The following is a 25,535-nucleotide window of genomic DNA, read 5'->3' on the forward strand; positions in this document are numbered from 1 at the left end:
ATTGGAGAAACAATCGAAAGAGAATGAACGCGGCGTGTACTGGGAGGAAGATGGCCAGGTGTGGATCGGTTTCGGTTATGGGCAAAGTGGCGTCGCGCTATTTTTACTGCGCTTGTCCCAGGTTACCGGCGAGGAAAAATGGCGGGCCATGGGCAAGAAAGCCGTACTGTACGACATGTCCTGGGGCCGTGAACTGGAACCCGGCAACCTGACTGTCGCGGCGAACCCTGAGGACACGAGCACCTACGAACACTACATTGAAGAAGGTAGCGCCGGAATTGTAAAAGTAGCCATTCGCTACGGCCTGTGGGGCAGTGAACTGGACGGATTCATGGGGGATATCGATCGCAAATATGCCAGTTTCGCGGGCGTCATTTTCGGCCTGGCGGGCTTCGCTGACGTATTGATCGATGCCTACCGATATTCCAACGATAAAAAATACCTGACGATGGCGGACTCGTCTCTCCAGGGGATCATCGATCTTTATCTGCTGAAATTTGATGATGGCTACGCGACGCCAGGCGAAAACTTGTTCCGAATTACGTGCGATTACGCTACTGGCGTCGCCGGCGTCATGCGGACATTCCATCGGCGGGCCAACCCGGCGGAGGACGAATTTTGTCTGGATGAACTTGATCAACTTTCAGCGTGATGCAGTGATGACAGCGCCCGCAAGCCAATCCTGATATCGAGTCCCAGCAGATGAACACACAAAGTAAAGACAATCCCGGATCAAGCCGAAAGCTGGACGATTCATCGACATTCCGGAATTTTTTCAGCATGCTTGGCGCGGCAAGACGCCAATACTGGACCGCCTTGTTTTGTAATTGCGTGGCCGCCGGCTCGGAAACGATCATCCATCCCTTGCTGGTCAAGGAGATTTTTGACGGCGTCAATCAGGGAACCGAGCTTAGCCGGTTTGTGATGCTCGTGTTCTTCTATTTATTGCTCGGGGTTGTTCTCAATGTCATCGGCTACTATCTGTCGCTCTGGCAAATGAGAATAGACAACAAGATTGTGGCGGATATCAGCGGCCGGGTCCTGCATGCCTATTATGGCAAGGAATACGGCGACGTATTGCGGGATGGTAGTGGTTACTATCTCGCCAGAATCCGGTCCGACGTCAAGGATGGACTGGTACCGATGCTGATCCTGGTACGCCGGGCCACCATTTGTGCCGTCATGTTTGTCGGGCTTATCTCGGTTCTCATCATTCTTTCCTGGCAAGCGTTCCTGATCCTGGCCGCGCTGATCCCGGTTGCCACCTGGGTCAGCGTCAAAGTCAGCAAGAAGATTCGCCACCTGGCGCTGGTCGAGCGCGATAACGAAGCGTCGTTGATGGGGGTTCTTACCAAATCGGTGGACGCGTTCAAAATGGTCCGTACCTACATGATGGTGCCGCAGACCCTCGACAAGTTCAATCGAACCATGGATGAGACGCTGGAATCCGGCTACCAAAAGCAGCGCGTCATTCGCCGCCTGCAAACTGCGAGTGATCTGACGATGAGCGTGTCCGATGCCTGTTCGATTTTCATCGGCTCGCTTTTGGTATTAAAAAAACAGATGACCATCGGCGCATACTTTTCCTTCATGAACGCATTCTGGCGATCGGCCACCACCTTGATCCAGATCTTCAGCCTGTCGGCTGAGCTGCATGCGCTCGGCGCTATCGTCAATCGCTTGAAATCGTTTATCGACGACCAGAATGCCGTGCCGTACCACAAGAGCGGCAGTGCCGTGGCGGCAAGCGGCATCAGCTACAGCTATGCCGATAACGAGGTCATCTCCGATTTTTCAATCCATGTCGAGCCGGGCACGCGCCTTCTGATTGTCGGCAATAACGGTTCGGGAAAAACCACGCTGGCGAACATGCTGGCCGGTTACCTGTCGCCGTCCAGCGGCCAGCTGGAACTGCCCCGGGAAATCAGCGCCGCGACCTTGCCGGTATTATTCCCGCCGCTTCGCGTGCGCGACCTGGAAATCAAGACGGAACTATTTAAGCGCTTCATGATCGATAAGCCGGACATCCTTGATGCATATCCCGATCAACTGTCGGCCGGGCAGCAGCAGAAAGTCTCGCTGGCACTGGCTCTTTCGAAAGAGGCGGACCTGTATGTACTCGACGAACCGTTGGCCAATCTCGATATCAACAGCCGTCAGATCGCGATGGCAGCCGTCTGGGAACATACAAAGGGAAAGATTTTAGTGATGATCATGCATGCCTCGGAAGAATACTATGCGATGTTCGATAAGGTCCATACGCTAGGCACCAGTGCCAGTGTGCCATCCAGGCAAGTGGTTGAGGCGGTCGAGACCGAAGAAGCCCAGCCCGGTTAAAAAAGTGCCGATTGAAGTGCCGAAACGCTTTGCCGGGCCGCGTTCACATTCAGGGTTCGCTCCCCGATACGGCGGATGAGGAAATCGCAATGCTGCGCCGGGAAACCTGACTTCAATTGCGCCTGGAAATGAATTCTTCAGCGCCTGCCCGGCAACACGGGGGCCGGCGACATCCCCCACTGGGTCTTTTTAATTGGTCGGCTTATGTTCAGTTATATTCTAAAAGTAGTTCGGCATAATACGCAGCGCAACAAGGTACTGACTGCCTTGATGGTGCTGGCGATCGCGGTCGGGATCGGCGCAAGCATGACCACGCTCACCGTGATGCGTCTATTGTCAGGCGATCCCCTGCCCGGTCGAAGTCAGAACATTTACTATGCTCAAATCGATGTCAACCCGCAGTCCAAGGGCAAGGAGCCGCCCGACGTACTTGATTACCAAACGGCGGTCGACCTGTGGAAGGCCGGCCAGGCGGATCAGCAAATCCTGGTCGCAGGCAGCAAGGCCAAAGTGCGTCCGGCCGATGCGTCGCTCCCTGCGCAAATGCTGTCGCTGCGCGCCACGACTGCCGATTTCTTTTCCATGTTCGATGTCCCTTTTCACTTTGGACAAGCATGGAGCGCCGCTGACGACACTGGACGGACGCGCGTGGCGGTCATTTCGGCATCGCTCAATGAAAAACTGTTCGGCGGCGCGAATAGCGTCGGCAAGGTCATTCGCGTAGCGAACGCCGATGTCAAGATCGTCGGTGTACTCGCAGCGTGGCGACCGGCGCCATTGTTTTATGCCGTCCGCGGCGGCCGCTTCAGTGGCGGCGACACATCGTCGTTTTACAGGCAGCCCGATGATGTATTCATGCCTTTTTTTACCAGCCTGGAAGTCAACGGCGGAAATTTTCAACCTTTCAACTGCTGGGCGAAACGCGATCCACTGGAAAATCTGGAACGCGCGCCTTGCACCTGGATCGGCTTGTGGGTTCGATTGGATGACCCGGCCAAGGTTGCCGCATATAAGCGCTTCCTGGACAACAGCGCGTCGCAACTCAAAGAGCAGGGGCGCGTCAAATATGCTGAAAATACGCGCCTGCGAACCCTGGGCGAATGGCTGGACTTTAACCTCGTGGTGCCCGCCGATGTAAAACTTCAAACCGTGCTCGCATTCGCCTTCCTGGCCATTTGCCTGATCAATGTGGTGGCGCTCCTGCTGGCAAAATTCCTGCGCCATAGCCCCGAGATTGGCTTGCGCCGCGCGCTCGGCGCCACGCGCGGCGCGATCTTTGCGCAGTGCCTTGCCGAAGCCGCTTGCATCGGTTTGCTGGGTGGCGTAACAGGCTTGTTGTTAACCCTGTTCGGCCTGTATCTGGTGCGTCAGCAGCCCGTGTCTTATGTCGACCTTGCTTACCTGGACGTGCCAATGTTCTTCATGACGTTCGCGCTGTCCGTGGCGGTCAGCTTATTGGCTGGAATCATACCGGCATTGCGTGCCACGCTGATTCAACCCGCAGTACAATTAAACCAGTTATAGAGAGGAGTTTATGCAGATTCGATATGTGCTGGCCGCGTTACGCAAGCATCGCTTGGTGACATTTCTGATTACCCTGCAAATTTCGCTCTCCTGCGCCGTTCTTTGCAATGCCAGCTTTCTCGTCATGCAGCGTATCGAGTCGATGCGCATTGACAGCGGTATTGAGGAACCGTCCCTGGCGCTGATCAAAATCGTCGGCTACGATCAACAGCAGGCGCCCGACTTGAACGCCCGCATGGTCGCCGCCTTGCGTGGCGTGGCCGGGGTCCGGAACGTCAGCGTGGTCAGCGCGGTCCCGTTCGGCGGTGGCGGCCTGAGGGCCGGGGTGCATCTCGACCCCGAACAAAAACAGTCCGCCGGCGTGATCGACTTCTATCTCGGCGATAGTGCCGCCATCGAATCGTTCGGCTTGCGGCTCATCAGCGGGCGCATGCCATCGAAGGACGAGTACACACCGCTCACCCAACTGTTTCCCGCCAATCCACCCGTCCTGATCACCAGGAAGCTCGCAGCGAAATTCTGGCCCGGGAAGGACCCGATAGGACAACAATTCTGGGTGACCAACACGGTATTCCGGGTGATCGGTGTGATGGAGCACTTTTCGGCGGTCTATCCGAGTATCGGCGCCGATGACGATCCCGATTGGACGGTATTCGTTCCGACCGCCAGTGGGGCAGGTTTGGATGGTAAATACCTCATTCGCGGCAATCCGAACGAGATGGCGCGCATCGTCGCCGACGCCAGGAAAATCGCGCAAAAAACCGCGCCCAATCTGATATTGGACCTGGACGCGAGCCAGAGCCTGCAAGACCTGCGCGCCGAATATTTTGAAAAATCGAACATCATGCTGGGATTGCTGCTGTGCCTGATCGCGGGTTTGCTGGGCACCACCGCATTGGGAATTATCGGATTGGCCAACTTCTGGGTCGCCCAGCGCGGCAAGCAGATCGGGATTCGGCGTGCCCTCGGCGCCACCAAAGGCGACATCCTGCGTTACTTTCAAATCGAGAACTTTATCATCGTTACGCTCGGGATCGCTTTGGGAATGCTATTCGCCTACGAAATGAATCTCGGATTGATGCGTTATTACGAATTGCCCAAACTACCACTTGTCTACATGCCGATCGGAGCGGTTGTGCTATGGATTCTGGGCCAGCTGGCTGTCCTGGCGCCGGCCCTGAGCGCCTCCAGCATTTCACCGATGACCGCAATCAAGTCCGCCTGACAACCCAGCACGCATAATTTTTCCCGGAAAATGATACCCGATACCTCTGCCCAGGACTCTGCGCTTCCGACCTCCGGACCGCGTAAAAAACGCTTGCTGTTCGCCGGGATACTCGCCATCGCCGTGGCAACCGGCATCGGGTTCCAGTTCAAACATACCGTCAACGGGGGAGCAAGCTACAGCCGTTCGCGTCTGACCACGGCAACTGCCGAGATCGGCGATCTGACCCGCGATGTCTCGGCCGAAGGCAAAGTGGTGGCCGCTTCGGCGCCGACCTTGTATGCGGGTTCGGGCGGATCGATCACGTTGAGCGTCGAACCTGGCAACCCTGTGAAAGCAGGCCAGGTCCTGGCAACGATCACCAGCCCTGAATTATTAGCCAATCTGGCACAAGCCCGAAGTGCCGCCGACGCGGTCAAGAGCGCCTGGCTGCTTGCCCAGGCTGATACGCGCCTGGCGTATGCGAGCGCCGAGGCTGCGGTGCAAACGACCGAATTGGGACTTGCCTCTGCCAGCAACGAACTTGCTCGCCAGACGCGTGCATTCGACGTCGGCGCTACTTCCGGCCTGACAGTCGAACAATCGCGGGATGCCGTGGCGCGCGCCAAAATTGCGTATGAGCAAGCGAAAAAGGCATCGACCCTGAAAAATGACGCGACCCGCTTCGAGCTTGCCGCGCGCCGCCATGCTTACGAACGCGCTCAATTACAGGTAGCCGATTTGGAGCGGCAACAAGAAGAACTGTCGGTGCGCTCACCGGTCGACGGGCAAGTGGGCCAGATTTTCGTCAACGACCGCTCCACGGTTGCCAAGGATGCAAAACTGCTGGCAGTCGTCGATCTGAGCAAACTTGAGGTCCAGGTTCAAGTCGCGGAAAGCCAGGCGCGCGAGCTGACCGCTGGCATGCCCGGGGAAATCAGCGGTAATGGCGGACAGTGGCGCGGCCGCGTCAGCAGCGTGTCGCCTGAAGTAGTCAATGGGGAAGTTTCTGCAAGACTGCGTTTTGATGGGGCGCAACCTGAGGCACTGCGCCAGAATCAACGGCTTTCCGTCCGCGTATTACTCGACAACCGCGCCAAGATACTGCGCATCGCGCGCGGCTCGTTTGTGGAAGAAGGCGGCGGGCGCTGGGCTTACGTGGTCACGGGCGATGAGGCCATCCGCCGCCCGATACGCCTCGGTGCACAGGGCATGTCGCAAGTGGAGATCCTGGATGGCATGAAGACCGGCGAAGAAATCATTATTTCAGGTAGCGGCATATTCAAAAACGCCGAACGCGTTCAACTAATCAAGTAGGGTTATCTATGCTTCTGATGCAACATATTGCCAAGGTCTACCGTACCGAGAGCGTCGAAACAAACGCCTTGCGTGACTTTAACCTCAGCGTCAACCAAGGCGAATTCGTCGCAGTCACCGGGCCGTCCGGATCGGGAAAAAGTACCTTCCTGGGGATCGCCGGATTGGTCGATACGCCCACCGGCGGCACCTATTCGCTCGATGGAACCGACGTGAGCACGATGAACGATAGCGCACGCAGCCGCTTCCGCAATCGCAAGATCGGTTTCATCTTTCAAGCCTTCAATTTGATTCCTGATCTCAACCTGATCAACAATATTGAAGTCCCTTTGGCTTACCGGGGCATCAAAGCCTCCGAGCGTCTGGAACTGGCTGATGCCGCACTAAAACGGGTCGGTCTCGGCTCCCGTGCAAAACACTATCCTGGTCAACTGTCGGGTGGTCAGCAACAGCGGGTGGCAATCGCCCGGGCCCTGGCTGGCTCGCCGGCACTCCTGCTGGCCGACGAGCCCACCGGTAATCTCGACAGCGAAATGGCGCGCGGCGTCATGGAACTATTGGAAGAGCTCCACGCTGGCGGCGCAACCATCGTCATGGTAACGCACGATTTGCCCTTGGCCGAGCGCGCCCAACGGATCGTCCGGGTCAAGGATGGCCACGCAACCGAAGTTACTCGCCTTGCGAGTGCCTTCACTGCCAAGGGAGGCAGTGCGTGAAGCAGTGGGCCTGGATCGCGTTACTTGGCATCGGGCCTCATGTGGCGGCAGCGCCAGTCGACGACTTGCTCACGCTATACACGCATGCTCGCGCCAACTACCCGACGCTGCAAAGAGCCGCCGCTCAAACCCGCCTGGCCAGCGCGGATGTCGATGCCGCCCGTGCGCCATTGCTGCCGCAATGGCAGCTGAACGTGTCGCAGCAGCGCGCGGGCGGAGCCCCATCCTACAATACGACAAGCAGTAAAATCACGCAGTCGGTGGTGGATGTCGCCGCCCGCGCCAATTTGAACGCCGCGCGCGCCGAGGCGAATGCACAAGACGCCAATTTCCATGTAGCCAAGCAGGCTCTGCTGGCCGAGCTCGCCATTCGCTACTTCGACATGCTGACCGCGGAGAGCCAGCTTGCCACGTACACCGCCAACGAAGCCGCATTTGCCGAATTGGTACGGCAGAGCGAAGTGCGCGTGGCCGAGGGGCTGTCGGCAGCCGCGGACGTCGATCAAGCCCGCGCCGCTCTCGGCCTGGCACAGGCGATTACCCAACAGGCAAAGGAAGCGCTGGCCGACGCCCGCCAGGCACTCCAGCAACTCGTCGGCCGTGCACCGGAACAACTCAAACACCTGAAGAAAAAATGGCAGCCTGCCGTGCTTCAGCCCGACCCGCAAGCCGATACCCTGGCCGACCACCCGCAACTTCAAGCTGGCGACGCAAGCATTAGCGCGGCAAAAGAACGCATTCATGCGGCGCAGGCCGGTCATCTTCCCACATTAGCGCTCACCGTCACCTCGGAACGGGCTCCGCGTGACTATCAGGCCCCAAGGACGTCGACGCATTCGGCCGTGGGCCTGCAGCTGTCGATCCCGCTCATGATGGGTGGCGCCACCCTGGCACAAGAAAGGCAAGCCGTGGCAAGGCGAGACATTGAAATCGCGCAAGTCGAAATGACCCGGCGCGACATTACGCGCAACATGAAGGCACAATGGGAGGCAGCACAAGGAAGTATTACGCAAATCAAGATCATCGAAGCGGGGGCGGCAGCGGCCGAGCGCGCGCTTGCCGCCATACGCTCGGGCCAGCAAATCGGCACCCGCACCCTCACCGATGTGCTCAACGCGATCCAGACCAATGGCCAGGCACAACTGCAACTGACCCAGGCGCGCCATCGCCATGTCGTCGCACTGCTGCTGCTCAAGCAGGCTGGCGGACGCTTGACCGTTGACGACCTCGCAGCAATCAATACCTTGCTGGAATAACCCCAGGGGCACGATCAGCAAATAAACCGGCTCTCCGGCAAGCCGCGCACACCCGGCACCGTCCCCCTGAATAGCCCGCCATCAGCTTGCACCGGATTGGCCAGCCCGACCCTGGCGCTGGTTGCATACAACTGGTCGAGCAGCGCGCCGCCGAACGCCACGCAGCTCGGCTGGCTGGCCGCCAGCGCCACGGTGCGGTCGATGCTGCCGTCCGGCGCATAACGCACCAGCTTGCCCGCGCCCCACTGCGCGTTCCACAGGTAGCCGCGCGCGTCGACGCACGACCCGTCCGGCTCGCCCTCGCCTTCCACCTGCGCAAACACGCGCTGGTTCGACAGCGCGCCGCTGACCAGGTCGTAGTCGCAGCAGCGGATCACCCGGTCCGGCGAATCGCAGTAATACATGGTCGCGCCGTCGGGACTGAAACAGATGCTGTTGGCAATCGCCACGTGCGGCAGCGGCAGGCGCTCCAGGCTCAGGTCGCGGTTGAGCCGGTAAAAGCCGCCGATCGGCAGGTGCGGCTCGACTTCATTGAAGGTGCCGAACACGAAGCGCCCCTGGCGGTCGCAGCGACCATCGTTCAGGCGCGTGGTCAGCCCGGCCTCGACCTCGCAAATCGGCGTGAGCGCGCCGCTGTCCAGCTCGACGTACGCCAGCCGCGTCGCCAGGCCCACCAGCAGGCGATTGTCGTGGTCGGTGAAGGCAAACGATGCCAGCCGCTCGGGCATGGCCCAGCTGCGCGTGGCGCCGCTGGCCGGATGGTGCGCCCACAGGGTCGAACCGAGAATATCGGTCCAGAACACCCGCCCGCTGCGCTCGCACCACAGCACACATTCGCCCAGCGCATTGTTGGCGTCGACCATTAGCTCAAGCATCATTTCTCCACCGAAAATTTGTACTTGGATACGGTCGCATATTCCTCGCCGGGGCGCAAGATGGTGTTCGGAAACGCGCGCTGGTTGGGCGAGTCGGGAAAGTGCTGCGGTTCCAGGCAGAAGCCGCTGCGAAAGCCGTAGGTCCGGCCCTTGCCGCTCAGCGTCCCATCGAGGAAATTACCGCTGTAAAACTGCACGCCCGGTTCTTCCGTGAACAGTTCGAGCACCCGCCCGGATACCGGCTCGTGCACGCGCGCAGCCAGGGTCATCGCCCTGGGCGCCGGTTTGTTGAGCACGAAGTTATGGTCGTAGCCGCCGGCGTGGCGCAATTGTTCTTCATCGTTGCCGATGCGCTCGCCGATCGCGTGCGGCGTGCGGAAGTCGAAGGCGGTGCCGGCCACCGGCGCCAGTTCGCCGGTCGGAATCAGGGTATGGTCGATCGGCGTGGTGCCATCGGCGTCGATCTGCAGCATGTGGCCGAGGATGTCGCCGCCGCCGGCCAGGTTGAAGTACGCATGCTGGGTCAGGTTGACCGGCGTGGCCTTGTCGGTCACCGCGTCGAAGGCCACCACCAGTTCGTCGGCGGCGGTCAGTTCGTACACCACCGTCACGTCGAGCGTGCCGGGATAGCCCTGCTCGCCGTCAGGGCTGCGGTAGATCAGGGTGACGCCGACCGAGTCGCCTTCCTGGAAGGGAATGGCGCGCCACAGCACGCGGTGGAAGCCCAGCTCGCCGCCGTGCAGGTGGTTGGGGCCGTTGTTGGTGGGCAGTTGCACCACCTGGCCGTCGAGCGTGAAGCGGCCATCGCGCAGGCGGTTGCCGTAGCGCCCGATCAGGGCGCCGAAGTACGGCGAGTCCTTCACGTAGGGCGCGACCGTGTCGAAGCCGAGCGTGATGTCGGCCAGGGCGCCGTTGCGGTCGGGCGCGTGGATTTCGGTGATGATGCCGCCGAAATCGGTGATCTTGACAACCAGCCCGTTCGGGTTGGTCAAGGTGGTCAGCGTGGCCGCCCTGCCGTCGGGCAGGTGGCCGAATGCGGTTTGCGTGATACTGGCTTGCACGGTGCTCCTCGTTAAGGTTCCTCAGGCGAGCGACGGGCGTCCGAACACGGGCATGCCCTGCTCGTCCCAGCGCAATGGCTTGACGAATGTGTGGCGGTCGGGGTTCCACAGCGGGTCGCCGACGATCTCGGTATAGGTACGAGCATGGTACACCAGCATCACCGTGTCGCCATCCTCGCCATAGGTAAAACTGTTGTGGCCTGGACCGTAGATGCCGTGTTCGTAGCAGGTTTGCAGCACCGGCTCGGCCAGCTTGGTCCACGAGGCCGGGTCGAGCAGGTCGGCGTCCTGGACGGCCCACAGCAAGCCCATCGCATAATTTTCGTCGGTGGCGCTGGCCGAGTAGCTGATGAAGATCTTGCCGTTGCGCTTGAGCACGGACGGCCCTTCGTTGACCCGGAAGCCGCGGATTTCCCAGCTGAATTCGGGCTTGCTCAGCATGACCGGCGGCCCGCCTAACTGCCACGGCGTGGCCATCGGCGCGATGTAGAGGTTGGAGTTGCCTTCGATCACCTCGTCCTTTTGCGCCCACAGGTAGTACAGCACGCCGTCATGGGTGAAGGTGGTGGCGTCGAGGCAAAAGGTATCGATGCCGGTGTTGATCTGGCCCATGAATTCCCATTCGCCCTCGAGCGGATTGGGGTTGGTATTGCGTACGGCATACATGCGGTGCTGGAACAGCTTGTGTTTGATCTCGCGGCTGGGCGCGGCGGCGAAGTAGACGTACCATGCGCCCTGGTTGAAATGAATCTCGGGCGCCCACAGCAGTTCGCTGTACGGTCCGGAATCCGGCTTGCGCCAGACATCGACCGCAGGCGCGTGCGCTAGTTCCGCAATGGTCGGCGCGCGCCGCACTTCGATGCGGTCGTATTCCGGCACCGAGGCGGTGAAATAGTAATAGCCGTCGCTGTGCTTGTAGATGAACGGGTCGGCGCGTTGTTCGATCAGGGGTGTCAGGGTTTGCATGGTCGTGGCGTTGGTCATGGAATTCAGGTAGCGGCGAAGCCGAGCTTGCGCATGTCGTTCTTGACGTCGCCGTAGTAGCTGTCGGTGATGCGGTATTTGAACATCAGCGCGCCCATCAGGAAGTGGAAGAAACCCGGGATCACGGTCAGCATCAGCGCGATGCCGCTCAGCGCCAGCGGGGTCTGCGCCTGGTTGGGTACGTACTGGAAATAGGTCAGCAACAGGCCGACCATGCCGCCGGCCACCGCCATGCCGGCTTTCTGGCACACCGAAATGCCGCCGAAGGCAAAGCCGGAGACGCGCTTGCCGGTCTTGACCTGGCCGTAATCGATGGTTTCGGCAATGGCCGACCAGAACACCGGCGCATGCAGGTCGACCACGAAGGAGAGCGCGAAATACAGGATAAAGGCGAGCACGGCGTCGCCCGGCTTGATGGCCACGTACATCAGCACGCTGATCAGGGCCACGCCGAGCTGGGTGTAGCGGAACAGCTTGACCTTGCAGTACGACTTGGTGATCCAGGTCGAGGCGACCATCGACAGGATCGCCGCCGCCACGCCGGTCGACAGGAAGGCCGATACCATCTTCGGCCCCAGGCCCAGGTAATAGGTGGCGTAGTAAATGGCGACCGAGCCGCGCACCACATAGCCGATGGTGCCGGTCACGCACACGCCGCACAGGATCAGCCACTGGTCGTTGCGCATCAGCAGCGTGAACTGCTCGAGCAGCGATTGCCGCTCGACCACGTGAATCACTCTTTCGGTGGTGGTAAACACGCAGAACAGGAACAGCGCCACGCCCATCACCGCCATGACCGCCATCGCCGCCTGGTAACCGGCCGCCGCACTGCCCTTGCCCCATTCTTCGGCCAGCAGCGGCACGATGATGGTCACCATGAAGGCGCCGATCTTGGCGAAGAACAGGCGATAGCCGTTGGCCGAGAGGCGCTCCTGCGGGTCGCTGGTCAGTCCGCTGATCAGGGAAATATAGGGAATGCCGACCCCGGCCGTCATCAGGGTCATCAGGATGTAGGTGCCGTACGCCCACACCAGCTTGGCGTCATAACCCCAGGCTGGCGTAGTAAACACGAAAAACACGCTGACGCCGTAGGGAACGCACAGCCACAGCAGCCACGGGCGATAGCGGCCCAGGCGCGAAGTGAAGCGGTCGGTGACCTGCCCCATGGCCAGGTCGGCCACCGCGCCGATGACTTTCACCACCACGAACAGCAGCGCCAGGTGCTCGGTGCGCAAGCCGTAGATATCGGTGTAGAAGAAGGTGATGAGCAGCATCATCGACGAGATCACCACGTTGAGCGCCATGTCGCCGGTGCCGAAACCGACTTTTTCGAGGGTCGATAATTTCTGGGAATTCTTAGCTAGCGTATTCATTCAAACTTTCTCAGCCATACAAGGACAGAAAGCGCTGCGTGCAATTTCCACGCAACGCTTCCGGGATGATCGCTCGGGGCGCGGCTTACATCTTGTAGCGCAGCGACAGGCCCACCACGCGGTCGTAGCGGCGGATATCGCGCGGGTTGCTGGCGACGCCATGGTAATCGTGGTACTTGCGGTCAAGCAGGTTCTCCACGTCCACGGTCAGGCTCATCGCCTCGCTGATCTTGTAGGACAGCGAGGCATCCATGGTCTTGATCGGATCGACGATCAGATCGAAGCCCAGGCCCCGGTAGTTGAAGGTGTCGACATACTTGTCGCGCCAGTTGTAGGCCAGGCGGCCGGACCAGCCATCGCGCTCGTACAGGCCGACGATGTTGTACGACAGTTTGGACATGCCCACGAATGGTTTGAGCACGCCGCCGGTATCGGTCAGGTCGCCCTTCATGTAGGTGATGTTGGCCTGCAGGCCGAAGCCGCCCAGCCAGCCCGGCAATTTATCGTAGAACTGCTGGTAGGACAATTCGGCGCCCTGCAGCGTGCCCTTGGACATATTGCGCGGCCGGTTCACGTCGTACACGATGCCGTTATAGGTTTCCTTGGTCGAACTGGTCAGGATGTAATTCTTGAAGTCGTGGCGGAACAGGGTGGCCGTGAGCGAGCCGGTCGGCGCGAAATACCATTCCGCGGCGGCGTCGAAGTTATTGCCTTCGATCGGTTTCAGGTCGGGATTGCCGCCCGTGCCCACCGCTTGCACGGTGGTGCTCGGCACGTTGTAGGACACGCCCGGATTGAACTGGTCGAAGTTGGCGCGCTGCATGGACTTGCCTGCGGTCAGGCGTGCCTGCACGTCCGGCAGGATCATCGCCTTGAGCGTGGCGTTGGGCAGCACGTCGGTCGACGATGGCGTACTGGAGACCGGCAGAATCACGTCGTTGGCCTGCGAATAACCGCTCAGCACGCCCTTGGTCTGCACCACGCGCACCCCGATGGTGCCGTCCACGGGAATATCGCCGGCGCGGAAACCGTACTTGGCCTTGGTATAGATGGCGTAGGTGGTTTCCTGGTTATTGAACTGCGACAGCCTGTCTTCCTCGGTCCTGGCGCCGGTGCCGTTGAACAGCTTGCGCAGCGAACCGATGTTGTCGTGCATGTAGGCAGCACACGGCGTCACCCACGACGCCATGCCGTAGTCGCCCGCCATCGGCATCGAATTGCAAGCCAGGCCGGGCACCGAGCTCAGAGGGATGTTGCCTGGCGCCGGCTGGAAACCGTCCAGCTCGTGCACATACGCCGCGTTGCGTTTGGCGACGCGCACGCCGGTGGATACTTCCTTGATGAAGCCGTCGTTTTCCGGGCTCCAGGTGGCGTCGGCACGCCAGTCGGTCGAGCGGCCTTCGGCATGGCTGTGGTTATCGAAGAAGGTGGCGACCCGATAATTGTTCGGGTTGGTCATGTCGTAACCGGGATAGGAAAATTGCGCTCCGCCATTGACGTAGGTATTGCCCGTGATCGTGGGCGGGGCCGCCACCAGGTCGACGATCGGATATTCCTGGCGCACTTTGCTCAAGGTGCGCGCCAGTTCGGTCGTGACGCGCCAGCCCGGCGAGACGTTCCAGCGCGCGCCGATGGCGCCCTGGCTGCCCAGCGAGTAGTCGTGCGGCGCCTGGGTCGAGCCCAGCGCGAACGGATTGGAGTTGGGCGAGGTCGCCGTCTGCACCTGGTTGGTGCCGGGAATGAGGGTGTAGCTCGAATTCTTGTTCAGGCCGAGCGCGCCGACGTAAAACTGGCGTTCGGCGTCGTGATGGATTTGGGTGGAGATGCCTTCGGCAAACAATTCCAGATCCGCGTTCGGGCGCCACTGCACGGCAAAGTTGCCGGCCACGCGCTTGCGCTGGCCCTGGTACAGCACATGTCCCAGCTCGTCCGGCGCGGAGATGCCGGCGCCGAGGTCGGCGGCACGGTCCTTCGGCGGCGAGTTCCAGGTGACCTCATCGTGATAATTGCCATCCTGGTACGACAGGCCGAGCAGCGCGCCGATGTCGCCGTAGCCGGTTTTCCAGCGGTTCGAGATCATCCCGGACAGGTTGGGATCGTTGGTTTTCGACTTGTCGCGGTTTTCCACGCGCGCCATGATGCTCGACGTGAAGCCCTTGGCGTCGAACGGGCGCGCGGTGCGCACATCGATCACCCCGGCGGTGCCGCCCTCGACCATCTCGGCGCCCTGGGTCTTGTACACATCCACCCGCTGCAGCATGGCGGCTGGAATGTCGGCCAGGTACAGGCTGCGTCCTTCCTTGCCGGCGGTGAACATCTCACGGCCATTGAGCAGGGTCACCAGGCCGGGCAAGCCGCGGATGACGACTTCGCGCGCTTCGCCGTTTTCACGGCGGATCTGCACGCCGGTGATGCGGCCCAGCATTTCGGCGACGTTCTTGTCCGGGAACTTGCCGGCTTCCTCGGCGACGATGGAATCGAGCACTTCATCGGCATTGCGCTTGATGGTCTGGGCGCTCTGGGCGGCCTTGCGCACGCCCGAGACGGTGACCACGCTGGTGCTGTCGGCCGGAACCGCATCCTGCGCCCATACCGAGGCGCCGCTCAACATGCCGGCGCCGGCCAGCGCCGCCACGGTCATTTTCAAGGTCAAGGGGGGGCGGGAAATGGCCGCGACGGGGCCTTGTGCGTGCGATGTCATACGTCTCCTTGGCATTCTAGTTATATGATTCTTGGGTATTTTTATCCCTTGAACCGGATAGTAAGGAAACGCAAAGAATCAATCCAATCATATTTTTCCGGTTTTCGATACCGTTTTTGATATGGATTCCAGCACGCCATCGAGGTCGCTCCCGGCCGCCAGGCGCGCTTTTACTGCTGAGCAACCTATATGCACCTCTGGCGACTGCAGCAATTGTTGCAGGGCATTGGCGAGCGCGCGGGCGCTGGCTTTGCCGGCCTTGAGCGTCATGCCGGCGTGGAGGGCCGTGACGCGCGCCGCGTTGTCGAACTGGTCGTAGGCCATCGGCACGATCAGCTGGGGCGTACCCGCACGCATCGCTTCGGCCGTGGTGCCGATGCCGCCGTGGTGCACCAGCGCCGCCGCGCCCGGCAGCAAGGCCGACAGCGGGCAGTAATCCTGCCAGAAGGCCGATGCCGGCAGCGCCGCCGGCACCTGCGCCCGGTGCGGCGTGAGGAACACGATGCGCCGTCCCAGCTTTTGCGCCGCTTCGAGCGCGCTGGCGAAAAACGCGGCCGCCTGCAGATTGCCGGTGCCATGGGTCACGATGAGCGGGGCGCTGCCCGCGCGCATGAACTCCACCAGACCCGGCGCCATCGACGCGCCCGGGTGCGGGTCGTACAGCGGAAAGTCGCCGCACAGCAGCGGCGAAGGCCAGTCCGGCTGGCGCGCGGCTAACCACTCGGGAAACAAGGTCACCGACAAGTTCGGCGCGCCATACATCGTGTCCATATAGCTCGATATGGGTGCCCGCCCTTGCAGCCGGCGCGCCGCATTCAGGTCGGGCAGGGCCACCGGATTCACTGCAGAAGCCTCGACCCCGCGCCATAGCCAGCGCCGCAGGGTCAATGGCAGCCAGCGCGGCACCGCGAACGGTCCCAGCATCGGCAGATCGTGGACCGTGCGCAGATTGGACGGGGCCAGGAAGCCGGCCACGATGCGGATGCCGGGCCGCTCCGCCCGGCACAGATCGGCATGCGCCACCACCAGCGGATGGACCAGCATCGTGCACGGCTCTTCCGGCGGCAGTGCTGCCATGAATGCGCGCATCTCGTCCATGCCGGACTGCATGGCGCGCCAGACGACGCCGAAGCCGCGCCGGGGATGCCACAGGTCGGGATCGTTCAGGACGGCCGGATCGGCCGGCATGGGATGAAACGCCAGGCCGGCCTGATGCACCAGCGCTTCGTGCATGGCGGGTGCGAGGAACGTGACGGCATGGCCGCGCTCGCGCAGGCCGAGCGCCAGCCTCAGGAATGGAAACAGGTCGCCGGCCGTGCCGGTCGTAACCACGATAATATGCGGCAAAACGGTCGAATAATCAGACATGGCGCTTCCATAATGAGATGAACCGCGCTGGCGCCGACGGGCGCGAAGCGCCGCTCATCATACAGCGTACCGGCGCTGCCCAGCCCCGGCCATTTACGCTATGCTATTTCAGTTCTCCACATTCAAAGTCCAAGGAACCCTCATGCGTTTGCGTCTTTCCCGCCCGCTGCTCGGCACCACGGCATTGCTGGCCGTGCTGATGTCCCCGCTCTCCCCCGCGACCGCCGCCCCATCGGCCAATCCGGCTGCGGCCACCGCGCCCGCGCGCGCGACGAACCAGCTGCACAAGCTGGCCGATGCTTTTTATCAGGCCCGTGCCCGCTTCGATCCGCTGCTCATTACCGCCAATGGCGACAGCCGCTATAACGGCCAGCTGGGACTGAGCATCTCGCCAAAAAGCCGCAGCCGCCAGTTTGCCCTGTACCGCCGCATGCAGACACAGTTAAAAGCCATTCCGCGCGCGCGCCTGAGCGACAAGGAACAATTGAACTACGACCTGCTCGCATTCGAGCTGGAAAGTGGCCTCAGCCTGGAGAAATTCCCCGAGCATCTGCTCCCGCTGAACCACTTCGATCATGTTCCCGGCACGCTGGCCAATTACGCCAGCGGCACCGGCTCCCAGCCCCTCAATACCGTGGCCCAGTATCAGGATTACCTGAGCCGGCTGAACCAGCTCCCGGCGTGGATCGACCAGGCCATCGCCAACATGCGCGAAGGCGTCAAGCGCGGCATCGTGCAGCCGACAGCGATTACGGTGGCGATGCTGCCCCAGTTCCAGCAACTGCGCAGCGCCACTCCGGAAGCGAATATCTTCTATACGCCGGTCAAGAATCTGCCGGCGGCTTTTTCGCAAGCGGATAAAGACCGTCTGAGCGCGGCCTACCGCGGCACGATTGCCGGCAAACTCTCCCCTGCCCTGGACCGGCTGGCGACTTACCTGGAAAAAGAATACCTGCCCGCCAGCCGCAATACCGATGGCTGGAGCGCCCTGCCCGATGGCGCGGCGTGGTACCAGGCGCAGATCAAGGACCGCACCACGGTGTCGATGAATCCCGAAGAGATTCACCAGCTGGGATTGAAGGAAGTGGCGCGCATCGGGCAGCAATGGGCGGTGCTCGGTCCCAAGCTCGGTTACAGCGGCCCACCGGCGGCGCTGCCGCAATGGGTCGTAGCGCAGGAAAAATTCAAGCCATTCAAGACCGAAGCGGAAGTGCTCGACGCCTATCGCCAGATCGACAGCAAGGTCAGGGGCAAACTCGCGCCGCTGTTTTCGCTGCTGCCGAAAGCGCCGCTCGAACTGCAGCTCGAACCGGAATTGAGCCGCGCGACGGCATCCGACCATTACACGCCGGCGGCGGCCGACGGCTCGCATCCGGGCGTGTTCTGGGCGGTCGTGAACGACCCCAAACAATACAGCCGCACCGGCATGGTCACCTTGTATCTGCATGAAGGCCAGCCCGGCCACCATTTCCATGCGGGGCTGCTGAAGGAACTCGACGTACCGGATTTCCGCAAATTCAATACCGAGAATCCGAATATCGGCGCATTTACCGAAGGCTGGGCGCTGTATGCGGAAACCCTGGGCCACGAGTTCGGCCTGTACGACGATCCGGAAGCGTACTTCGGCCATCTGAACGATGAATTGCTGCGCGCCGTCAGGCTGGTGGTCGATACCGGCATGCACGCCAAAGGCTGGACCCGCGAGCAGGCCATTGCGTACGCGCGCGAGACGCTCGGTTATAGCGAAGCGCGCGCCAAGAACCAGATCGAGCGCTACATGGTGTGGCCGGCGCAGGCGCTGAGCTACAAGATCGGCGCGCTCAAGATCCTGGAATTGCGCGAACGCGCGCGCAAGGCGATGGGCGACAAATTCAGCCTGCCCAAGTTTCACGAAGTGGTGATCGGCGACGGCACCTTGCCGCTGCCGCTGCTCGAAGCGCGCGTGGATCGCTGGATCGCGTCGGCGAAATAGGTGTCGAAAAGACCTACGATGTTTTCACTAAAAAAAAGGATATTCTGAATGCAAGCTGAGCGTTACCTCGTTATCGATTTTGAAGCCACCTGCTGCGACAAGGGCACGGTGGCGCGCGACCATATGGAAATCATTGAAATTGGCGCCGTGATGGTCGACGGCGCCAGCCTCGCCGTGGTCGACGAGTTCCAGAGCTTCATCCGCCCGGTGCGGCACCCGGTGCTCACGCCGTTCTGCACCACGCTCACCTCGATTCAGCAGACGGACGTCGACAGTGCGCCGCTGTTCGGAGAAGCGATCGACCACTTCAAAACCTGGCTGTATCAATACAGCGATTTCCTGTTCTGTTCCTGGGGCGACTACGACCTGAAACAGCTGCGCCAGGACTGCGCATTCCACAACGTGCCCTATCCGATCAGTGCATCGCACATGAACGTCAAGCGCCTGATGGCGGAACGCCAGAAGCTGCCAAAAAAACCGGGGCTGGGGGAAGCCATCCGGATGGCCGGCATGACCTTCGCCGGCGCGCACCATCGCGGCATCGACGACGCCCGCAATATCGCGCGCCTGCTGCCCTACGTTTTCGGGGAAGCGCGCCTGCGCCGCTGACCGGCCGGCAACGGGCGACGGCTCTCTCGCGGGAACGAGAGTTTTTCATAGTAATCATTCCAAAAAAACAGAACGGGTTGCTGGATGGAAGCGCTCGACGCAGGGGCGTCCGCAACGATGATGATTGCATCGCTGCATGGACTCGGTCTCATGGCGGGCTTCGGTGCGATCAAGTCGAACCTTGTTCGATATCCAAGGCAGGTTTTTGATGAAATATAAACTATTTACATCAATTGATCGGAAACCGAACCGGAAGGAACTGATTATGAAGAACCTGCGTCCCACCAAACTGCTGCGGCCTCTGGCTTTTCAGCTCGGAATTACCTGCTGCGCCGTGATCTTGCCTGCTTCGGCATCCGCCGCCAATTTCTATAGCGGCGCGAACTGTGTCGCGGTTAACGGCACGCCAGTGTATGTCGACGGCATGGTACGGAATGTGTCCACCACGAGTGGGCTGAGGGTGAATTGTCCCGTGATCACGGACGGCATCCGCGGACTGGAAAGGGCGGGTGTACGATTCCTTGACTACAGTGCGGCTTCCAACGTTAACTGTATTCTGATCAGCCGTAGCTCAGCTGCGCGCGCCTACGATGCTGCTCCTCGCATTGAGAGCTCGGGCCGTGGGGGACCACAGAGCCTTGCGTCGGCGGGGGTGAGCGGTGGTGGTGCCGGATATCGTATCTACTTCGAGTGCGTGATCCCCCGCAGGGCGCCGGGCGAGCAGTCGTCGGGGATTGAAGCGTACTTCGCCCTGGAACCCTTGTAGCACACGCCTGCGAGTTGAAAGAGGTCCCCAGTCGCGTGTCGAGCACCGAGGAGTGAAACCTCGTCCGACGCGACACGTATCGTGTTCATGGCTTGCCGAAGAACAGATAAAACGTCTGGTTGCCTCGTTCCCCGATCCCCACCGCCACGGTGAACGGCCCCAGGGCCGTATTCACCGCCCCGAACAAGGAATTGGCAAACTGGACCCGTTCCATCGGGTCGCCATTCAAGCGCCGCGTCATCTTGCCTATTTCGACCGAGGCGCCCAGATACACGTTGCGGGTGCCCAGCAAGCTCGTCTTGAGCGTATACACGCCGCGCCCGAACAGATAATCGCCACCGAGGAACTGGCGCGCCTGGTAACCTGACAGGTTCAGGAATCCGCCCAGCGAAAACAATTCCATCAACGGTAAATCGTCGCCCCACAGCTTGCCCGCGCGTCCCGCCACGCTGAAACGGTGCGCGCCACTGTTCCACGCCCTTTCGTGGCCCATGTCGAGGCGCTTGTAGGCGAGCGTGCTGCGCACCGAGGTCGGGGCGATACGCGCATTCACAAAGGTGAAATTTCCCGACGATGGAAACACCCAATCGTCGAGCCTGTCCTGCACGTATTCGAGTTTGATGACGCCGATCTGGTTTCTCTCGCTGGTCAATTGCGATACGCCGATGCTCGGATCGGAGCGCTCGGTGCCGCGTTCCAGGCCCACTTTGAAGGTGCTGTCGTCATCGACGTGATTGACCAGATCGATCCCGACAGACGCATGCTTGGCGCTGTAGGTCGCCACCGCCTTGTCGTTGATGATCAGGTTATCCTTGTTCTGCGAAAAACGCACTGTCGGCGCAATGTACCAGCGGCTTTCTCCTCCGAGCGGCTGATATAGCTGGGAGGTGAAGGAATTGAACTGGCCCAGCGACACGGTATTGCGCCATTCCAGGCCGGAACGCGTCAGCCATTTGCCGCGATGCGCCAGCAGGATCGTAAAGTCGCTGTCCCCGGCCAGGTCGGTCGATAATCTCACGCCGGCCTGCAGATAATTCGGGCCCCATTGTTTTTCGACCGGTTCAATCACCAGGGTGCGTCCGTCCGGACCATGCTCGAAACGGTGCGTGACGTTTTCAAAGTCGCCCGTCGAATACAGGCTGTTCATGTTGGCGTGCAGTTCCGCCGTACTGAATTGCTGGCCCGGCTTGATCGAGAACTTGCGGTTGATGAATCGTTCGCTGACATGTTTCAGCTGCCTGGTATCGATGCGCACCGAATTGACCTTGACCACGGCCGGATGGCGCGCCGCGCGCGCGGCCAGGTGCGCCTGGAAGTCGGCTTCCGACAGGGCGAGCGGCGCCAGGCGCTCCGCTGCCACGCGCGCGGCGGCGGCGCCCATGTCGATGGTCTTGGCGGAGTTTTCAAAATCGGCCGCGCTGAAGTCGCCCAGCTGCGGCAAGATCAATACGTCGCGCGGCGTCAGTTCGCGCAGCGACGTCTCGACATTCTGCTCGGTGAGGATGTTGAGCATTTGCTGGCCCACGCCGAAGGCCGAGACGATCTGGTCGCGCTTGAGCAAGGGCGTGCCGAGATTGACGGCAATGACGATATCGGCGCCCATGGCGCGCACCACATCGACCGGCAGGTTGCGCACCAGACCACCGTCGAGCAGCGCGCGGTCGTCGATCTCGACCGGGGCGAACACGCCAGGCACCGACATGCTGGCCCGCATCGCGCGCGCAATGCCGCCGCGTTCGAGCACCACCATCTTGCCGTTTTCGATGTCGGTGGCCACGGCGCGGAAAGGAATATCGAGTTCATCGAAATGCGCGACGTCGCCGGTGTTGGCGGCCAGGGTATGAAAGAAGAATTCGATCTGCTGGCCGTAATTGAGGCCGCGCGGCAGGCGCATTTCGGCGTCGGAAAAGCCGATCTCACCGCTGACGATGTTCTTGCGCTCGGTCGCCTTGGCGTAGGTCGAGCGTTCAAGGCGCGGTGGGCTGTCGGTAAGGACCTTGTTCCATTCGACGCCGGCGATGCGTTTTTCCAGATCGTCCGGACGGTTACCCATCGCGTAGGCCCCGGCCACGATCGACCCCATGCTGGTGCCGACCACGTAATCGACCGGGATGCGCATCTCTTCCAATACCTTGAGCACGCCGATATGGGCCACGCCGCGCGCACCGCCGCCGGAAAGCACCAGGCCGATTTTGGGGCGCTGGGGAGGGTCGGCGGCGAGGACGGAGGAGTGGAAGACGGCGAGGAAGAGGAGGACGGAGGCGGAGAAGGCGCGCATGGCTTGACAGGTTGAGTTGAACGGCGAACGACAAGCACCCCGTCGTTCCCGCCGAGTGCCGCCTTGGCGCGGGAACGACAGGGACTACTCTGGCCGCAGGGGTGTAAAGGCATCCTTGCCGACCACCGTGTTCCACTGTCTGACTTTATATCCGGTCACCACGCCATGAAGCAGATACGGATCGGCCTTGGCAAACGCCTCCACCACCGCCGGCGAATCGCTCTGGAACATCAGTACCGACATATCGGCCGGATCGGAAAACGCGCCGCCCATGATCAGTTCACCGCGCTCCTGCGCTTCCCATGCCAGTTTCAGGTGCTCATTGCGGTACTGGCCGCGACGTTCGAGATAATCCGGGGCCAGGTCGTAACACAACAAATAGTGCATGCAATCTCCGTCAAAACGCCATCATAAAAACCGGTCAAGAATCTTCCGGCTGTGCTTGTCGATGGTGAACATATCGCGGATCAGGAACTGGATGCCGTGGTTATCGGCCACCAGCAGCGACGCATCGCCGATCCGGCGAATATCCTCTTCGCCCTTGAGCGTAAACGCGGTATCGCCCCGGTCGGTCTTGACTTCCCATGTGCATGGCGTGGCAAAACTGCTGACACTGACAATATGGTGAATCACCGGCATGAATTCGCGTCCATCGAGCTCATCTTGCACCAATTCGCGGATTGCCGCTGGCAGTGCCCCCAGATTGTCGATCCAGCCGACTTCCTTGCCATTGGTCAGCACCATCGAAATACCCTGGTCCGGCGCCTGAATCGGGAACGCCCGCACCGGCGAGACGCCATAATGGACTTCGCCGTCTTCCGCCGTCAGTGTCAGCTTGCCGAAACTGTCGCGGCTTAATGTAAATACCGAGCTTGCTGCGCTTGCCATGTCTTAATCCCCGTCCTTGTCGTCCATATCCGTATCGACGTTGCGCGCCTGCGCTTCGTACAGCCGGAAATAGGCGCCTTCGCGCGCCATCAGTTCGTCGTGGCTACCCTCTTCCATCACCACGCCGCGGTCCAGCACCACCAGGCGGTCGGCCCGGTGCAAGGTCGACAGGCGGTGCGCGATGGCGATCGTGGTGCGGCCCTGCACCAGGTTATCGAGCGCTTTCTGGATTTCCTTTTCGGTTTCCGAATCGACCGAGGAGGTCGCTTCATCCATGATCAGGATGCGCGGATCGATCAGCAGCGCGCGCGCGATCGAAATGCGCTGGCGTTCGCCGCCCGACAAGCCCTGCCCGCGCTCGCCGACCATCGAATCGTAGCCCTGCGGCAGGCGCAGGATGAATTCGTGCGCGTGCGCCGCGCGCGCCGAGGCGATGATTTCCTCGCGCGTCGCGTGCGGCTTGCCGTACGCGATATTTTCGGCGATGGTGCCGAAAAACAGGAACGGCTCCTGCAGCACCAGCCCGATGTTTTGCCGGTAGTCGGATACCGCGAACGAACGGATATCGACGCCATCGAGCAAAATTGCCCCTTCCGACACATCGTAGAAGCGGCAGATCAGATTGACCAGGGTACTCTTGCCCGATCCGCTATGCCCCACCAGCCCGACGAATTCGCCCGCCTTGATATTCAGCGAAATGCCGCGGTTGACCGCCCGGTTGCCGTAACGGAAACCCACTTCGCGCAAATCGATGCGCCCTTCGATCTTGTCGAGCTTGACGGGATTGGCCGGTTCCGGAACGCTCGATACATGGTCCAGGATATCGAAAATCCGCTTGGCGGCCGATGCCGATTTCTGGGTTACCGACACGATCCGGCTCATCGAATCGAGACGGCCGTAAAACCGGCTGCTGTAGGTAATGAACAGGGTCAGCACGCCGACCGTGATATTTTTGTTCGATACCAGCCAGATGCCGAATACCCACACCACCAGCAAACCGAGTTCGGTCAGGAACGAGACGGTCGGCGAAAACAGCGACCAGACCCGGTTGAGTTTATCGTTGACGGCCAGGTTATGTTTATTCGCATCGCGGAACCGGGTCGCTTCGCGCTGTTCCTGGGCAAAGGCTTTCACCACGCGCACGCCCGGAATGGTATCGGCCAGCACATTGGTCACTTCGCCCCAGACCCGGTCGATTTTCTCGAAGCCGGTGCGCAGGCGGTCGCGCACGATATGGATCATCCATGCGATAAACGGCAGCGGCACCAGGGTAATCACGGCAAGCATCGGATTGATCGAGCACAGGATCACGCCGGTCATGATAATCATCAGCACATCGGACGCGAAGTCGAGCAGGTGCAGGGATAAAAACACGCAGATGCGGTCGCTGCCGCTGCCAATGCGCGACATCAGGTCGCCCGTGCGCTTGCCGCCGAAATACTCGAGCGACAGCTTCATCAAATGTTCATAGGTGGCCGAGCGCAGGTCGGCGCCCATCCGTTCCGACACCAGCGCCAGCACATAGGTCTTGCCCCAGCCCAGCAGCCACGCCAGCACGGCCGAACCGAACAGGCCGGCCATGTACAGCCACACCAGGTTCTGGTCGACCGGCTGCCCGTTCTGGAACGGGATCAGCACGTTATCCATCAGCGGCATGGTCAGATACGGCGGTATCATATGCGCCGCGGTGCTGGCCAGCATCAGGAAAAAGCCCAGCCCGAGCTGCCCGCTGTACGGCTTGGCGAAGCGCCACAGGCGGAACAGGGTCCAGGTCGACGGCGGCGTGTACAGCACCTTGGTGCAGATCGGGCACTCGTCCTGGCCCGGTTCGAGCGGCGCCTTGCAACTCGGGCACACGTTCTGCTCGGACAGTTGCACCGGCAAGCCGCTGACAAAACTGTCGCGCTGTTCGCTGAAATGGTCGAGCACGCGGATCGCGTGCAGGTTCTGCCCCAGGGTGAAGCGCCAGGAGCTCAGCAAACCTTGCTCGTCGAACAATTGCAGATGGCCGACACCGGCGTGATCGTGGTGCGTGAGCGACAATCCGGGACGGAAAGCCCACTCGCGCCACTCGGTTTCGCCCGGCGCGCGCGCCAGCAGGCGGCGGCTGGTGACCAGCACCAGGCCTTTTTTGAAGCGCAATCTGGCATCGAGGTCAACCTCGACGCCACTTAAAACGTTTTCCCCAGGTGCAAGTTTATTGGCGACGTCAGCCTGCCAGTGTTCAGGCAGGGAAAGCGGCCCGTTGGGCGTCGTCATAGGAGAAACAGATGGATCTATAGTCATCGTAGTGCGGTTCCGGCTCT

Annotated in this window: 20 protein-coding genes; 10 read left to right on the forward strand and 10 right to left on the reverse strand. The window is 61.0% G+C overall.

Annotation, left to right across the window (positions count from 1 at the left end):
* The 7 genes from RBA41_RS23095 to RBA41_RS23125 form a co-directional block, all read left to right on the forward strand.
* Positions 1–652, forward strand: a 652-nt coding sequence (locus tag RBA41_RS23095) for a glycoside hydrolase family protein (RefSeq protein WP_306626589.1), incomplete at its 5' end; no start/stop codon positions are given.
* A gap of 50 nt (positions 653–702) precedes the next feature.
* Positions 703–2,337 (forward strand): ABC transporter transmembrane domain-containing protein, encoded by a 1,635-nt coding sequence (locus RBA41_RS23100; RefSeq protein ID WP_306626590.1) that lies wholly within the window; start codon positions 703–705, stop codon positions 2,335–2,337.
* Between the two features lie 204 nt (positions 2,338–2,541).
* Positions 2,542–3,861 (forward strand): ABC transporter permease, encoded by a 1,320-nt coding sequence (locus tag RBA41_RS23105; RefSeq protein ID WP_306626591.1) that lies wholly within the window; start codon positions 2,542–2,544, stop codon positions 3,859–3,861.
* A 10-nt stretch (positions 3,862–3,871) separates the two neighbouring features.
* The gene (locus RBA41_RS23110; RefSeq protein WP_306626592.1) at positions 3,872–5,086 is read left to right on the forward strand and encodes an ABC transporter permease; all 1,215 of its coding nucleotides are present in this window, start codon (positions 3,872–3,874) and stop codon (positions 5,084–5,086) included.
* A gap of 30 nt (positions 5,087–5,116) precedes the next feature.
* Positions 5,117–6,382, forward strand: a complete 1,266-nt coding sequence (locus RBA41_RS23115; RefSeq protein ID WP_306626593.1) for an efflux RND transporter periplasmic adaptor subunit — start codon at positions 5,117–5,119, stop codon at positions 6,380–6,382.
* A gap of 8 nt (positions 6,383–6,390) precedes the next feature.
* Positions 6,391–7,098 carry an ABC transporter ATP-binding protein gene (locus tag RBA41_RS23120; protein ID WP_306626594.1) on the forward strand — a complete coding sequence of 236 codons (708 nt, stop codon included), beginning with the start codon at positions 6,391–6,393 and terminating at the stop codon, positions 7,096–7,098.
* Positions 7,095–8,354: a TolC family outer membrane protein gene (locus tag RBA41_RS23125; protein ID WP_306626595.1), complete on the forward strand. Its 1,260-nt coding sequence runs from the start codon at positions 7,095–7,097 to the stop codon at positions 8,352–8,354. The genes RBA41_RS23120 and RBA41_RS23125 overlap by 4 nt, the downstream gene beginning before the upstream one ends.
* Positions 8,355–8,368: 14 nt before the next feature.
* Here the strand turns inward: RBA41_RS23125 and RBA41_RS23130 are convergent, their stop codons facing one another.
* The 6 genes from RBA41_RS23130 to RBA41_RS23155 all read right to left on the reverse strand — a co-directional run bounded on the left by RBA41_RS23130 (position 8,369) and on the right by RBA41_RS23155 (position 16,716).
* The gene (locus tag RBA41_RS23130) at positions 8,369–9,232 is read right to left on the reverse strand and encodes an SMP-30/gluconolactonase/LRE family protein (protein WP_306626596.1); all 864 of its coding nucleotides are present in this window, start codon (positions 9,230–9,232) and stop codon (positions 8,369–8,371) included.
* Positions 9,229–10,290 (reverse strand): aldose epimerase family protein, encoded by a 1,062-nt coding sequence (locus tag RBA41_RS23135; RefSeq protein WP_306626597.1) that lies wholly within the window; start codon positions 10,288–10,290, stop codon positions 9,229–9,231. The genes RBA41_RS23130 and RBA41_RS23135 overlap by 4 nt, the downstream gene beginning before the upstream one ends.
* Positions 10,291–10,311: 21 nt before the next feature.
* A complete protein-coding gene (locus RBA41_RS23140; protein ID WP_374709594.1) occupies positions 10,312–11,274 on the reverse strand; it encodes a glycoside hydrolase family 43 protein in 963 nt (320 codons plus the stop codon).
* A 5-nt stretch (positions 11,275–11,279) separates the two neighbouring features.
* Positions 11,280–12,647, reverse strand: coding sequence for an MFS transporter (locus tag RBA41_RS23145; RefSeq protein WP_306626598.1), 1,368 nt, complete (start codon positions 12,645–12,647; stop codon positions 11,280–11,282).
* Positions 12,648–12,732: 85 nt separating this feature from the next.
* Complete coding sequence (locus RBA41_RS23150) at positions 12,733–15,348, reverse strand: TonB-dependent receptor (protein WP_306626599.1); 2,616 nt, start codon at positions 15,346–15,348, stop codon at positions 12,733–12,735.
* 87 nt (positions 15,349–15,435) lie between these two features.
* Positions 15,436–16,716: a glycosyltransferase gene (locus tag RBA41_RS23155; RefSeq protein ID WP_306626600.1), complete on the reverse strand. Its 1,281-nt coding sequence runs from the start codon at positions 16,714–16,716 to the stop codon at positions 15,436–15,438.
* A 142-nt stretch (positions 16,717–16,858) separates the two neighbouring features.
* Between RBA41_RS23155 and RBA41_RS23160 the strand changes: the two genes are divergently transcribed.
* The 3 genes from RBA41_RS23160 to RBA41_RS23170 all read left to right on the forward strand — a co-directional run bounded on the left by RBA41_RS23160 (position 16,859) and on the right by RBA41_RS23170 (position 20,063).
* Complete coding sequence (locus RBA41_RS23160; protein ID WP_306626601.1) at positions 16,859–18,688, forward strand: DUF885 domain-containing protein; 1,830 nt, start codon at positions 16,859–16,861, stop codon at positions 18,686–18,688.
* A gap of 48 nt (positions 18,689–18,736) precedes the next feature.
* Positions 18,737–19,297, forward strand: coding sequence for a 3'-5' exonuclease (locus RBA41_RS23165; protein WP_306626602.1), 561 nt, complete (start codon positions 18,737–18,739; stop codon positions 19,295–19,297).
* A 181-nt stretch (positions 19,298–19,478) separates the two neighbouring features.
* Positions 19,479–20,063 (forward strand): hypothetical protein, encoded by a 585-nt coding sequence (locus RBA41_RS23170; protein ID WP_306626603.1) that lies wholly within the window; start codon positions 19,479–19,481, stop codon positions 20,061–20,063.
* An 85-nt stretch (positions 20,064–20,148) separates the two neighbouring features.
* Here RBA41_RS23170 and RBA41_RS23175 read toward each other — a convergent pair whose 3' ends face one another.
* The 4 genes from RBA41_RS23175 to RBA41_RS23190 form a co-directional block, all read right to left on the reverse strand.
* Positions 20,149–22,341: a patatin-like phospholipase family protein gene (locus tag RBA41_RS23175; protein ID WP_306626604.1), complete on the reverse strand. Its 2,193-nt coding sequence runs from the start codon at positions 22,339–22,341 to the stop codon at positions 20,149–20,151.
* 84 nt (positions 22,342–22,425) lie between these two features.
* On the reverse strand, positions 22,426–22,728 hold the full coding sequence (locus RBA41_RS23180) for a YciI-like protein (RefSeq protein ID WP_099875997.1): 303 nt from the start codon (positions 22,726–22,728) through the stop codon (positions 22,426–22,428).
* Between the two features lie 21 nt (positions 22,729–22,749).
* Entirely contained in the window at positions 22,750–23,229 is a 480-nt protein-coding gene (locus RBA41_RS23185; protein WP_099875995.1) for a cyanophycin metabolism-associated DUF1854 family protein, read from the reverse strand.
* A 3-nt stretch (positions 23,230–23,232) separates the two neighbouring features.
* The gene (locus RBA41_RS23190; RefSeq protein ID WP_306626605.1) at positions 23,233–25,488 is read right to left on the reverse strand and encodes a cyanophycin metabolism-associated ABC transporter; all 2,256 of its coding nucleotides are present in this window, start codon (positions 25,486–25,488) and stop codon (positions 23,233–23,235) included.
* Between the last annotated feature and the right edge of the window lie 47 nt (positions 25,489–25,535).

This window comes from Massilia scottii (genome assembly GCF_030846495.1).
GTDB classification, from domain to species: domain Bacteria; phylum Pseudomonadota; class Gammaproteobacteria; order Burkholderiales; family Burkholderiaceae_D; genus Telluria_A; species Telluria_A violaceinigra.